The sequence below is a fragment of the Marinobacter sp. B-12 genome (assembly GCF_056857915.1).
Genome location: NZ_JBSXOB010000057.1, coordinates 65,854 through 78,305 on the forward strand (window position 1 = coordinate 65,854; position 12,452 = coordinate 78,305).

Genomic DNA, 12,452 nt, shown 5'->3' on the forward strand with positions numbered 1-12,452 from the left:
GGCTCCGTTCAGTGCTATTTAATGGCGAGCATGGAGACAAAATTGAAACACTGGTACCACACCATAACCTCACTGAATCCCGCGTTTATCAGTCTCTCACGGTGTTCTGTCAGGGTTTCCGGGATCAGTACCTGTTCCAGGGCTGAGCGCTTCTGGCTGATTTCCAGGTCGGAATAGCCGTTGGCCCGCTTGAACTCGTGATGGAGTTGCGTCTGTGTTGATTGCTCGGTATCGGATTCAAAGCGAATTTTCTCGGAGAGGATCAGTACTCCGCCGGGCAGTGTGGCGTTGGCGATGCGCGCCATCAGCTCCGCACGCCTGTCCGGGTCCACGAACTGCAAAGTGAAGTTCAGGGTGGTTACGGAAGCGTTCTCAATCGCGATGTCGAGGATGTCCTCGCACCGCAACGAAACTGGCAAAGGGTGGTCGTCCAGAGCAATGTAGTGCTCGCAACGCTCAATCATGGCAGCGGAATTGTCCACGCCCGTAAGGGTGCAGTCGCGGTCCCCAATACCGTGACGCATGGCCAGCGTGGAGGCACCGAGTGAGCATCCGAGATCATAGCAGTGACTGCCCGGGCGGGCGTACTGTTCGGTGATCACTTCAATCATCGGAATAATCGTGGTGTAACCTGGTACTGAGCGCCGGATCATGTCCGGAAATACCCGCGCCACCGAAGTATCAAACCGGAACTCCCCGGTTTCCCGCTCATTGGCGAAAAGGCGGTCCAGCGCCTGTCCCGGTTTTTTGTTTCTGTCACCCATTGACTGCTGGCTCCTGGCCCTCATGGACAGGCCTGTCGTGTGCGGGTGTCGGGCCTCGGCTGCAGCGCACGCCCCGGTTCTTGTAATCAACGAGGATGCCCCGGAAATCGGGGTCCACATCGGCGGCGATGGCCAGATACCCCTGTTCGCAGACAGCGTGAAGTTCCGATGACTTGGGCGACATGCGGAATTCTTCGCCAGGTTTGATGTGAATGGCCTCAAACTCCCCTACCGGTACATGATCCTTGTTGTCGGCATGATCAATCCTTCCGCTGGCCTCCAAAACCACAATGGTGACGATGATGGTGACAATGGCAGTCACAATCAGGCTGCGGATGGTAAATCGGGCCTCACTCTGGCTCATCAGCTGTTCTCCGGTTTGTCGGTAGTCACGGCCTCAATACTGGCCGGGCACGTTAATGGAAGGGGCCTGCAAAGCCGCCAGTTGTTCCCGCAGCGACAGGATCTGGTCGGACCAGAAGCGCGGCTGGGCAAACCAGGGGAAAAAACGTGGGAAGGCCGGATCGTCCCAGCGCTTGGCCAGCCAGGTGCAGTGGGAAATCTGCCGGAAGCAGCGCATGGGCTCTATCAGGTGTCGCTCGCGTCGGTTGAAATCGCGGAACATCTCGTAGCCTTCCAGCAGTTCGCCAAATTGCTGGCCGCGCTCAACGTCGTCGCCGTTCAGCAGTAGCCAGAGGTCCTGAATCGCTGGTCCGGTGCGGCAATCGTCCAGGTCGACAAACAGCATCTGCTCCTCCCGGCAGAGGATGTTGCCGGCGTGACAGTCACCATGAATCCTCAGGGAGTGCACCTCGCCAGCATCGTCGATCCGACGGGCGCAGTGGTCTACAAGATCGGGAATCAGCGAGTCCCATGCCGGTCGAAGGTCGTCTGGAATCCAGCGGTTTTCCGTAAGGAATCGATTGTTGTCCTCAATGCCCGAAAGAATCGACATGGTCGGGCGATGGTTGAAAGGCGCAGTGTCACCGATATTGTGAAGCTGGCCCAGCCATTGGCCAAGACGGTACAGGGTATCTGTTACGCTGGTGTCGGGTGCCTGCCCACCTCGCTGCTGAAACACGGCAAACAGAAAATCCTCACGGCGGCCCAGCGTATCGCCGGAGGGCATAGCCAAGGGCGCCACGACCGGAATATCCGCGTTGAGCAACTGGCCGGTAAACTGATGTTCTTCCCGGATCTGGGCTTCGCTCCAGCGCCCCGGGCGGTAAAACTTGGCAATGACCGGTGGCTGGTCTTCAATGCCAATCTGGTAAACACGGTTCTCGTAGCTGTTGAGGGCAAATAGACGTCCGCTGACAACAAATCCGGCGTCTTCCAAGGCATCAAGAATGGTATCAGGTGTAAGAGCGTCGTAGGGATGGCTGGAGGTTTCGGTCATAAATAAGGTTTAGTATCTCGAATTCTGTTGGGACTTCATGCTGGCGAGGTGATACCAGTTTTCGTCCAGTTCCCATCGCACCCGATCAATGCCAGACGCGCTGAGGACGATGTTGCCAGCCTTGGCCTGGACCTGGGCCAATTCACGCTCGGCCCGCTGCCAGTCACGATCGTTGTCCCCCAAGTTACGCATGCTTGGAAAAATGGTGGTGAGTGCTTCGTGCGTCGAGGTTTCATGGGAACGCAATGAACTCATGATGGCGGTGCCTCCTTCAACCCTGAGAACCCGATGTTGATAAGGGTAGTTGGCCACCATTTCGTCGGCCTTGAGCGCCTGGTTGAGGTTGATGACTTCAAAGCCGCGCCAGCCAAGCCAGCCAACAAATATGGCCGCCACCAGCATTACAATAATAAACTGCTTCCTGTCAGACATCGGTTCCCTGCTCCGTGCACTCAATTCACGGCCAAGTATAACGTTTCGGGGGCGACACCGTAATGTGATTCGGGCTTTTTAACACCCTGAGTGTTGGTGGTGCTGACAAACGATCGAAAGACAACGGGGATGAATGCAAAGCAGATGACGAAACGAGACATATTACAGGCGGATACCGTGGTAATCGGCGCCGGCATTATTGGTCTCGCGGTGGCCAGGAAGCTGGCCATGCAGGGCAGGGACGTGCTGGTGCTGGAATTCGGCGCTCACTTTGGCGAAGGGGTGTCGTCCCGCAATAGCGAGGTTATCCATGCTGGCATCTATTATCCTGAGGACTCGCTAAAGGCAAGGCTGTGTGTTCGTGGTCGTCGGATGTTGTACGACTATTGTCAGGCACGTGGCATCAATCACCGTCGAACCGGTAAATGGATTGTTGCCAATGGCGCGTCACAGGTGGAGAGGCTCGACACTATCGCCAGCCAGGCCCTTCGAAATGGTGTCCCGCTCCAGAGGATGACTCGCAGGGCCTTGCAGGTGTCTCTGCCGGACGTTACCGCCCAGGAGGCGTTGTACTCGCCGGAAACGGGCATTGTAGACAGTCATGGTGTGATGCTGTCGTTGCTGGGAGAGCTGGAGGACTACGGTGGTCAGCTGGTCCGCCGGGCGCCTGTAGAACGTGCGGCGACCTATGACGAAGAACATCGATTGTCGGTTGGTGGGCAGGCACCCTGCGAGCTACGGGCGCATCGGGTGGTGAACGCAGCCGGACTGGGAGCAGTGCCTCTGGCGACGAGCTGGAAGGGTGTGCCAGCGGATATCGCCCCCCGCCAGTGGCTGGCCCGGGGTGTCTATTTCAGCTATTCCGGCCGCCATCCCTTCCATTCACTGGTATACCCGGTTCCCGAGCCGGGTGGTCTCGGTGTTCACCTGACTCTCGATTTAGCGGGCCAGGCGCGATTCGGGCCGGATGTTGAATGGATAAAGCGGGTGGACTTCTCGGTTGACCCCGGCCGGGCAAGGTCGTTCGCCAATAGTATTCGTCGGTGGTGGCCAGCATTGGACGACTCGCGCCTTCAGCCCGCCTATGCCGGTATTCGACCCAAACTTGCTGGCCCGGATGGCGGGTTTGCGGATTTCTGTATCGCTGGGGAGCGTCAGCACGGAGTTCCCGGACTGGTGCACCTGTTCGGTATTGAGTCACCGGGATTAACAGCGTCCTTGGCCATAGCGGATGAAGTGGCGAAACTATTGACGGATTAATGCGTTTGCATGCCGTTATCCGGGGGTTCTCGCCAGTGCCCAGATCTGAACCTCCCTGGCGCCGGCTTCAAGCAGCGCTTCGGTCAGGCTTCGCGCAGTGGCGCCGGTGGTAACCACGTCGTCCACGATGGCAATACTGGCCGGTGGTGAACGGGTAACCTGATAGATTCCCCGCAGGTTGGCCAGGCGCTCTTCGCGGTTAAGGCCCCTTTGTGGTCGGGTGCGCCGGTTCCTGACGATCAGGTCGGTGCTCCAGGGAATGCCCGATTGACGGCTGATGTGCTCTGCAATATCCGCCGCCTGATTGAATCCTCGTTTTCGTCGACGGGCCGGATGCATTGGGCTGGCCAGCAGCAGGTCCGGTCTGCGTTTAGGGTGAGTCTCCAGCATGAATGTCAGATGGGCGCCCAGATCATGGATCAGGGGCCGAGCATAGGCGCGTTGGCCATTGTATTTGTAGCGCTGGATCATACCGTCAACGGGAAAGCGGTAGCGCCAGGGCGCGACGATACGGCTGAAGGGAGGTGGGGCTTTCAGGCATTGACCGCAGATGAGCTCATCGCCAGCGTAGGCGATAGGCAGCGCGCAGCGACGGCAGTGCGAGCGGTTGGCTGGCAAATCCTGCCGGCAGGGAGTACAGAGCCCGAAATGAGCGTGCGGTTCCAGGCAGGCCACGCATTGCCCACCGCGTAGCGGAAATAGGCCTTTGGTGCTGATTTGAGAGCGCGGAATCCATTTCGTGCTGTTAACCTTTGGTGTTAACAAGGTTGACAGCGATCTCAGTCCCTTTATCATCTGTTCAATCCGTAAACCAGAATCTCGGTAAAGTTAACAGGACTGAATCATGACTGCCACCGCACACGACGATGCACCCTCTATAGCGCCTTCTGCCGCACCTTCTACCCTACCGCGCCACGATTGGAGCATGCAGGAAGTCCGTGCGTTGTTCGACCTGCCGTTCAACGATCTTCTGTTCCGGGCCCAGAGCGTCCATCGTGGGAATTTTGACCCCAATGAGGTGCAGATCAGCACGCTGCTGTCCATCAAGACCGGTGCGTGCCCAGAGGACTGCAAGTATTGCCCCCAGAGCGGTCATTACAATACCGGCCTGGAAAAGGAAAAACTGCTGGAAATTGAAAAAGTGGTTGCGGAGGCCAAAGCGGCCAAGGCAAAGGGTGCGTCCCGATTCTGCATGGGCGCCGCCTGGCGCAGCCCCTCGAAGAAGAATATGGAATATGTGGTGGACATGGTGCGCCAGGTGAAATCCCTGGGTCTGGAGACCTGTATGACCCTGGGCATGCTCAAGCAGGAGCAGGCGGACGAACTGGCCGAGGCCGGGCTGGATTACTACAACCACAATCTGGATACGTCCGAAAAGTACTACAGCCATATCATTACCACCCGTACCTATCAGGATCGGCTGGACACCCTGGAGAATGTCCGTACTGCAGGTATGAAAGTATGCTGCGGCGGCATCGTGGGGATGGGCGAGGATCCTGACGATCGTGTTGGCTTGCTGGTTCAGTTGGCGAACCTGCCCCATCATCCGGAGAGTGTGCCGGTAAACATGCTGGTAAAGGTGGCGGGCACACCGATGGAAGATGTAGAAGACCTGGACCCGTTCGACTTTATCCGCACTATCGCTGTCGCTCGCATTATGATGCCAGCGTCACACGTGCGACTGTCTGCGGGCCGAGAAAATATGAATGAGCAGATGCAGTCCCTGTGTTTCCTGGCCGGTGCCAACTCGATTTTCTATGGCGAGAAGCTGCTGACGACCGCCAACCCCGAGGCGGACGCGGACCGCGAACTGTTCAAGCGTCTGGGCATTAGGCCCGAGGAGCGTGAGCAGTCCTGCACCGAACAGGAAGCGGAAGAGGCCATCGTTGAGGCGGTCGAATACGAACAGACCCGTCACATGTTCTACGATGCTACCCGTGAGTCTGCATAGGCAGGCAATGTGCCTGTGAGAACTGACCATGCGTGACTTCGCGGCAGAGCTGGAAGAGCGAAAACAGGCGGGGCTTTACCGCACCCGCCGCCAGATCAGCGGTCCCCAACAGCCTGCATTGGTTTCCGATGGCGTGCCGCTGTTGTCGTTCTGCAGCAACGATTACCTGGGGCTGGCAAATCACCCCGAGATCATTCGGGCCGCCACCAACGCCATGCCTGGCATCGGTTTTGGCGGCGCTGCGTCACACCTGATTTGCGGTCATCACGATGCCCATCACCAACTGGAACTGCGGCTAGCAGATTTTACCCGACGCAGTTCGGCACTGTTCTTCTCAACCGGCTATATGGCCAACATGGGCGTGATCTCGGCGCTGGCGGGTCGCGGCGATACCATCTTCTCGGATCGCCTGAACCATGCCTCCATCGTCGATGGTTGTATCCTCAGCCGCGCCAGGCTGCGTCGTTATCGCCATGGTGATATGAATGCCCTGGCCGACATGCTTGCCGCTACCGATGGCCACAAGTTGGTGGTGACAGACGGCGTATTCAGCATGGACGGGGATATCGCGCCATTGAGGGAGTTGGCGGCATTGTGTCGAGCGCACGATGCCCTTCTGGTGGTGGATGACGCCCATGGGCTGGGCGTATTGGGGCCGCAGGGAAGGGGCTGTCTGATGGAGCTGGGACTGTCCGAGGAGGACGTTCCCTTACTGATCGGCACCCTGGGCAAAGCTGTGGGTACCAGTGGCGCCTTTGTGGCCGGCCCGCAGCTGTTGATGGATTACCTGGTACAGAAAGCCCGCACGTATATCTACACCACCGCCATGCCTCCGGCCATTGCACTGGCCACCTGTGCCAGCCTTGACCTGATTGAACGGGAAGACAGCCGTCGCAGTCACCTGCAGATGCTGGCCTCAGAGTTCCGCAAGGAAGCATTGGCATTGGGCTATGAGTTGATGCCATCCCGCACACCAATACAGCCAATCATGGTGGGCGACAACTGGGCGGCCCTCGCATTGAGTCAGGCCCTGGAGGAGAGGGGGCTGATGGTTACAGCGATCAGGCCACCGACTGTGCCGGAAGGCCAGGCTCGTTTGCGGGTCACCTTCAGCGCTGCACATTCGTCGGAAGACCTGGCAACGTTGCTGTCCGCGTTGGCGGACTGCCGTTCACTGCTGAGCAGGCCTTCTGCAGAGGTGGTATGAACGCTGTGGAAACACGAATCCCGCTGGTGGTAGTGGGTGGTTGGGGTGTCGATGCCGCCATGCTGCTTCCGTTGTTCGATCGCTGGCCAGGGGAGATTCATCTGATATCGCTGAACGATGCCCTCATGTCCCGATGCGATTCGGTCACAGAGGTGGCGGATTATCTGCTGGAGCGTTATCCGTGTCCGTCAGTTTGGGCGGGTTGGTCCCAGGGGGCACAGGTGGTTATGGCGGCTGCCTCGCGCGGTTTTGCTCAGGTCAGCAAGGCAATCACTTTGGCCGGGTTCCCCCGCTTTGTAGCTGGGCCGCAGTGGCCTGCCGGAATGACAGCGGATACCTTTGAAGCGTTCCGGGAACAGGTGTCTCAAAATGCCGGCTTTGCCTGGCGGCGCTTTCAGCAACTTTTGATTCACGGCTGCCCCGATGGCTCGCAAGCCCGGCAGGAACTGCGCCCCTGGCTCGCAAGAGGGCCTTTAGTGAGCGACTTGAACCTGGCGCGGGGGCTGGATTGGTTGGGTAGCGAAGACCAGCGGTCTCTGTGGAGTGCTCTACCCGTGCCGACACTTCATCTCCAGGCAAGCGAGGATGTGGTCGTCCAGTGCTGGGAGCACACGTTTCATCCGTCTCAAATCGCCAAGGTCGTTTCGGTCCCCGGTATGACCCATTGGCCTCGAGGGCAGGCGCTTTCGCGTTGCCATGACGAAATCCTTCGGTTTGTTTTCGGCAAGGAGGTTCAATGGACCCTGTAACAGCCAACGCCCACGACTGGGTGCCTCCGAAATCCACAATTGCTCGCGACTTCGGCTCCGCTTCCCATACCTACAATCCCGCTGCCCGGCTGCAGCGCTATATGGGGCAAGTCCTGCTGGACCAGTTGAAAGAAGGGCTTCGTCAGGCCCAATGCGCGGATGGACCCCAGATACTCGATCTGGGCAGCGGCACCGGGTGGTTTACGGGGCAGTTGGCGTCGATTCCGGGGAGCCAGGTGACCGGTGTTGATATTGCCGCGGGAATGCTTCGTTACGCCCGATCGGTCAACCCGAGCGGCATTCGTTGGATCGAGGCTGATGCCGAGGCGTTGCCGTTGCCGGACAACAGTGTGGACGTGGTCTTCAGTAATTTGATGATTCAGTGGTGCCGTGACCCGGCCGGCGTGCTTGCCGAATGCCGTCGGGTTCTGCGCCCAGGCGGTCGGCTACTGGTGTCGACATTGCTGGAGGGTACCCTCGACGAACTTAGGGAAGCCTGGTACAGGGCAGACCCCGGGCATCAGCATGTGAATCGTTTTGAACCGGAAGCGCGTTTTCGGGAACTGGCATTCGAAACGCTCCCGGCCCCGCAACTGGCGATCGAGACGATTTCACTGGATTATCCCTCACCGCTGGCCCTACTGGCGGAGCTCAAGGCTATCGGTGCCGGGTACAAAGGCGTATCGCGGCGTCAAAGCGCAACCGCGCCTGGCCGTTTGCGGGCCATGTGCGGTTATTATCCTCAAAACGGGGAAGGCCGAATACAGGCAACTTACACATCGGCATGGCTGAGTTGCTGTCTGCCGGACTGACATGGGGTTAATTGATCTATGGCCAGAAAGAATTACTTTGTGACGGGTACCGACACCGGTGTGGGAAAAACACTGGTGTCTGCTGCGATTCTTGAGGCAGCCGCAACCCTGGGGAAGAAAACGCTTGCGATGAAACCGGTGGCGTCTGGTTGCGACGAAACACCGGAAGGTCTGCGCAATGAAGATGCGTTGATACTGATGGAATCCATGTCGGAACCGTTGCCTTACGATCAGGTGAACCCGGTAGCCTTGCTGCCCGCCATCGCGCCCCATGTGGCAGCTGCCCAAGCGGGGCGGCACCTCACCGCGGAACGTTTGGTTGGATTCTGCCGCGGGCTGCAGATGCGTCCCGCGGATTTGCTGTTGGTGGAGGGCGCTGGGGGTTGGCGGGTACCGCTCAATGACCGTGAAACCTACGCCGCCATGCCCGTCGCTCTGGGCATGCCTGTCATTATGGTGGTACCCCTGAAGCTGGGCTGTATCAACCATGCATTGTTAACTGCTGAAGCTATCCACCGCGATGGCTTGTCTATCGCAGGTTGGGTGGCCAATCGACCGGACCCAGCGGCCATGACCTGTGAGCAGGAAACCCTCGACTATCTGATTCGGAACCTGCCTGCGCCATGCCTGGGTGTGTTGCCATGGCAGGAGCGTGCCGATCCGCGGGAGCTGGCCAAGGTCCTGGATCTTGCCGTTTTGTTTGAAAATTGACCAAATGTGTGGCCTACTGGTGTCAATATATGGTCATTGGGCTGCGCAGTTATGATCAGCAATACATTAGGCATTGGTATTCAGGGCATCCAGGACGGCATGCAAGGCATGGAAAACGCCGCCCGCAGGATTGCCCGGGGTGGGGTTGATGGCCCCCAGGGCACGGCAGAAGGTGTCGGTGGTCTCGTGGAACCGATTATTGATCTAAAGCTGTACGAGCGCAGTGTTGAAGCCTCGGCCCAGGTAGTGAAAACCGCCGACGAAACCCTGGGCACGCTTCTGGATATTACTGCCTGAACCCTCTCAGGGCGATTCAGGTCCTGTTCAGGCCCTTATGATGTGACGACCTGTCTGCTGACATGATGATTTCGGGCTATCTTCCGTCAATGGCTCCTGTCTTTCCTCCACCTTCCGGTGGCGCAGGGGATACGGTTTCGGGTGCCCCCCTCCAGCCGTCTTCGGACGCATCACCTCAACCTCGAACATCTCCTGAAACCTCCGGGTCTGGCCGCGTCGCTGACGGTAATGCCGCGGAAGATCCTACCCGCCCGCAGGGTTCCAGAGCTGAGAATGCTCAGGGCCTGGATGAGGCGGAACTGAAACAGCTTACGGAACTGAAAGCCCGCGACCGTGAGGTTCGTGCCCATGAGGCGGCCCATCAGGCGGTTGGTGGCCAGTACGCTGGCTCCATTTCCTACGTCTATGAGCGAGGCGCCGATGGTGCTCAGTACGCCGTCGGAGGCGAGGTCTCGATCAGCACCTCGCCCGTGCGGGGAGATCCCCAGGCGACAATCGATAAAATGCGTGTGGTCAGGGCTGCAGCGTTGGCACCGGCAGAGCCTTCCTCGCAGGACCGGGCGGTGGCGGCAGAGGCCATGCAGTTGATGCTACAGGCACAAGCTGAACTCTCCTCAGAGTTGGGCCGCACCGACGAGTCCGGGCAATCTGGAGTGTCCGAGGACGAGGCTGGTGACGAAACCAGTGCAAAGCAGTCGCGGGAAGCGACGAATGCCTATCAGGTCATCTCCGGCATCGGGAGCAACGGTGTAAGCGCCTATACCTCTTCATCCTTTCGGGCAACCGCCTGAAAAAGCTGCTTTTTAGTCTCAAGCCTCCCCGTTTGCCTAAACCATCGGTAAACATTCGCGACAAAACACAACACAAATTTTGATTGCGGCTATTGACAATTCCGTGCCTCTAAACGTATGTTTCAAACAAGTGTTTTATTGGCGTTCGGCTTCCCTTGCTGAGCGTATGAGTAAATCCCGAGGCTGATTGTTGTGACCGTGTCGCAGCTGAGACCGAAAACCTGAGGTGGATTCCATGCCTGACTACAAAGCGCCCCTACGTGACATTAAATTTGTAATGAATGAGCTGCTGGACAGCGAGCAGCACTACGCCAATCTGGAAGGCGCCGAAGATGCAACTCCGGATATGGTCGATGCCATCATCGGGGAAGGTGCCAAGTTCTGTGAGCAGGTTCTGTCTCCGCTGAACCAGGTGGGCGATAAGGAAGGCTGTACCTGGAGCGAAGACGGCGTGAAAACGCCAACCGGCTTCAAAGAGGCCTATCAGCAGTACGTGGAAGGCGGCTGGCCATCCATGACCGCTGATCCCAATTATGGCGGTCAGGGCCTGCCACACTCACTTGGCTTGGTGATGAGTGAGATGGTCGGTACCGCTAACTGGTCTTTTGGCATGTACCCTGGCCTCAGCCATGGCGCCACCAATACCATTGAGGCCCACGGCACAGAAGAGCAGAAGCAGACCTACCTGACCAAACTGATCAGTGGCGAGTGGACCGGCACAATGTGTCTGACCGAGCCGCACTGTGGCTCTGATTTGGGCACCTTGCGCACCAAAGCAGAGCCGAATGCCGATGGCACTTACGCCATCACCGGCACCAAGATATTCATTTCTGCCGGTGAGCACGACATGGCCGAGAACATCGTCCATATCGTACTGGCGCGACTTCCGGGAGCACCGGAAGGCACCAAGGGTATCTCCCTGTTTATCGTGCCCAAGCAGTTGCCTAACGACGATGGCTCATCCGGTGAGCGCAACGCGGTTTCCTGTGGCTCCATCGAGCACAAAATGGGTATCCACGGCAACTCCACCTGCGTAATGAACTTCGACGGCGCTAAAGGCTGGCTGATTGGTCCCGAGAACAAGGGCCTGAACTGTATGTTCACCTTTATGAACACTGCCCGTATCGGTACCGCCATCCAGGGTCTGGGTGCCGCTGAGCTTGGCTTTCAGGGCTCGCTGGCCTACGCCAAGGATCGTCTGGCCATGCGCTCTCTTAGCGGTCCGAAGAATCCGGAAGGTATTGCTGATCCGATCATCGTGCATCCCGACGTACGCCGTATGCTGCTGACTCAAAAAACCGTCGCCGAAGGCGCCCGTGCACTGATCTACCTTACCGCGCAGCAGGCCGATATCGTTCACAGTGGCAAGACCGAGGAAGAGCGTAAGGCTGCTGACGAGGCTCTGGGCTTCCTGACTCCGATTGCCAAGGCCTTCCTGACTGAGATTGGCTACGAAGCTGCCAACCTGGGTATGCAGGTGTTTGGTGGCCACGGCTTTATCTCCGAGTGGGGCATGGAGCAGAATGTTCGTGATTCCCGTATTGGTATGATCTACGAGGGGACGACGGGTATTCAGGCGCTTGATCTGTTGGGCCGCAAAGTTCTTATGACCCAGGGTGAGTCGCTGAAAGGCTTTACCAAGCAGGTTCATGTATTCTGCAAGGAAAACGCTGACAACGAGCAACTCAAGGAATTCGTTGAGCCGCTGGCGGCCCTGAACAAGGAGTGGGGCGATCTGACCATGAAGGTTGGCATGACAGCCATGAAGAACCGCGAGGAAGTGGGAGCCGCGTCTGTGGATTACCTGATGTACTCCGGTTACGCTGTGTTCGCCTATCTGTGGGCCCGTATGGCCAAGGTCGCGCTGGACAAGATGGTGGAAGGCACAACCGAAGAAATGTTCTATAACGCCAAGATCCAGACAGCGCGCTTCTATTTCAAGCGCATGTTGCCGCGCACCAAAGGGCATGCCGAAAGCATGCTGGCTGGCTCCGACAGCCTGATGGACATGCCCGAAGAAGCCTTCGCCTTATAAGGCGGGCTTCAGGGAACCAGAAAAAGCCCGCTCTCTCAGGAGGC

Annotated in this window: 14 protein-coding genes; 9 read left to right on the top strand and 5 right to left on the bottom strand. The window is 58.2% G+C overall.

Features of this window, described 5'->3' with window-relative positions; genetic code table 11:
• Positions 1-14 precede the first annotated feature (14 nt).
• Genes cmoA through AC13D2_RS11885 form a run of 4 tightly spaced genes read right to left on the bottom strand, consistent with a single transcriptional unit; the run spans position 15 to position 2,595 of the window.
• Positions 15-764: a carboxy-S-adenosyl-L-methionine synthase CmoA gene (gene cmoA, locus AC13D2_RS11870; protein ID WP_482938645.1), complete on the bottom strand. Its 750-nt coding sequence runs from the start codon at positions 762-764 to the stop codon at positions 15-17.
• Positions 757-1,128: a PA3694 family proteiin gene (locus AC13D2_RS11875; protein ID WP_292047398.1), complete on the bottom strand. Its 372-nt coding sequence runs from the start codon at positions 1,126-1,128 to the stop codon at positions 757-759. The genes cmoA and AC13D2_RS11875 overlap by 8 nt, the downstream gene beginning before the upstream one ends.
• A gap of 33 nt (positions 1,129-1,161) precedes the next feature.
• On the bottom strand, positions 1,162-2,163 hold the full coding sequence (locus AC13D2_RS11880) for a serine/threonine protein kinase (RefSeq protein WP_420389188.1): 1,002 nt from the start codon (positions 2,161-2,163) through the stop codon (positions 1,162-1,164).
• 9 nt (positions 2,164-2,172) lie between these two features.
• Positions 2,173-2,595, bottom strand: coding sequence for a hypothetical protein (locus tag AC13D2_RS11885; protein ID WP_292047402.1), 423 nt, complete (start codon positions 2,593-2,595; stop codon positions 2,173-2,175).
• A 144-nt stretch (positions 2,596-2,739) separates the two neighbouring features.
• Between AC13D2_RS11885 and AC13D2_RS11890 the strand changes: the two genes are divergently transcribed.
• The gene (locus tag AC13D2_RS11890; RefSeq protein WP_300497459.1) at positions 2,740-3,855 is read left to right on the top strand and encodes an NAD(P)/FAD-dependent oxidoreductase; all 1,116 of its coding nucleotides are present in this window, start codon (positions 2,740-2,742) and stop codon (positions 3,853-3,855) included.
• 15 nt (positions 3,856-3,870) lie between these two features.
• On the opposite strand, the gene AC13D2_RS11895 is transcribed toward AC13D2_RS11890, so the two are convergent.
• Positions 3,871-4,650 (bottom strand): double zinc ribbon domain-containing protein, encoded by a 780-nt coding sequence (locus AC13D2_RS11895; protein ID WP_482938646.1) that lies wholly within the window; start codon positions 4,648-4,650, stop codon positions 3,871-3,873.
• A 49-nt stretch (positions 4,651-4,699) separates the two neighbouring features.
• On the opposite strand from AC13D2_RS11895, the gene bioB reads away from it, so the two are divergent.
• From bioB to AC13D2_RS11935, 8 genes are all read left to right on the top strand, one after another.
• Complete coding sequence (bioB, locus tag AC13D2_RS11900) at positions 4,700-5,806, top strand: biotin synthase BioB (RefSeq protein ID WP_482938647.1); 1,107 nt, start codon at positions 4,700-4,702, stop codon at positions 5,804-5,806.
• A 28-nt stretch (positions 5,807-5,834) separates the two neighbouring features.
• Complete coding sequence (bioF, locus tag AC13D2_RS11905) at positions 5,835-7,013, top strand: 8-amino-7-oxononanoate synthase (RefSeq protein ID WP_300497453.1); 1,179 nt, start codon at positions 5,835-5,837, stop codon at positions 7,011-7,013.
• Positions 7,010-7,762 carry an alpha/beta fold hydrolase gene (locus tag AC13D2_RS11910; protein WP_482938648.1) on the top strand — a complete coding sequence of 251 codons (753 nt, stop codon included), beginning with the start codon at positions 7,010-7,012 and terminating at the stop codon, positions 7,760-7,762. Before bioF ends, AC13D2_RS11910 begins: the two co-directional genes overlap by 4 nt.
• A complete protein-coding gene (bioC, locus tag AC13D2_RS11915) occupies positions 7,750-8,574 on the top strand; it encodes a malonyl-ACP O-methyltransferase BioC (protein WP_421911120.1) in 825 nt (274 codons plus the stop codon). Before AC13D2_RS11910 ends, bioC begins: the two co-directional genes overlap by 13 nt.
• An 18-nt stretch (positions 8,575-8,592) precedes the next feature.
• Positions 8,593-9,285 carry a dethiobiotin synthase gene (bioD, locus tag AC13D2_RS11920; RefSeq protein WP_292047409.1) on the top strand — a complete coding sequence of 231 codons (693 nt, stop codon included), beginning with the start codon at positions 8,593-8,595 and terminating at the stop codon, positions 9,283-9,285.
• A gap of 51 nt (positions 9,286-9,336) precedes the next feature.
• On the top strand, positions 9,337-9,582 hold the full coding sequence (locus AC13D2_RS11925) for a hypothetical protein (protein ID WP_007154811.1): 246 nt from the start codon (positions 9,337-9,339) through the stop codon (positions 9,580-9,582).
• Between the two features lie 89 nt (positions 9,583-9,671).
• The gene (locus AC13D2_RS11930; protein WP_482938649.1) at positions 9,672-10,373 is read left to right on the top strand and encodes a putative metalloprotease CJM1_0395 family protein; all 702 of its coding nucleotides are present in this window, start codon (positions 9,672-9,674) and stop codon (positions 10,371-10,373) included.
• Positions 10,374-10,608: 235 nt separating this feature from the next.
• Complete coding sequence (locus AC13D2_RS11935) at positions 10,609-12,408, top strand: acyl-CoA dehydrogenase C-terminal domain-containing protein (protein WP_300497441.1); 1,800 nt, start codon at positions 10,609-10,611, stop codon at positions 12,406-12,408.
• The last annotated feature ends 44 nt before the right edge of the window (positions 12,409-12,452 follow it).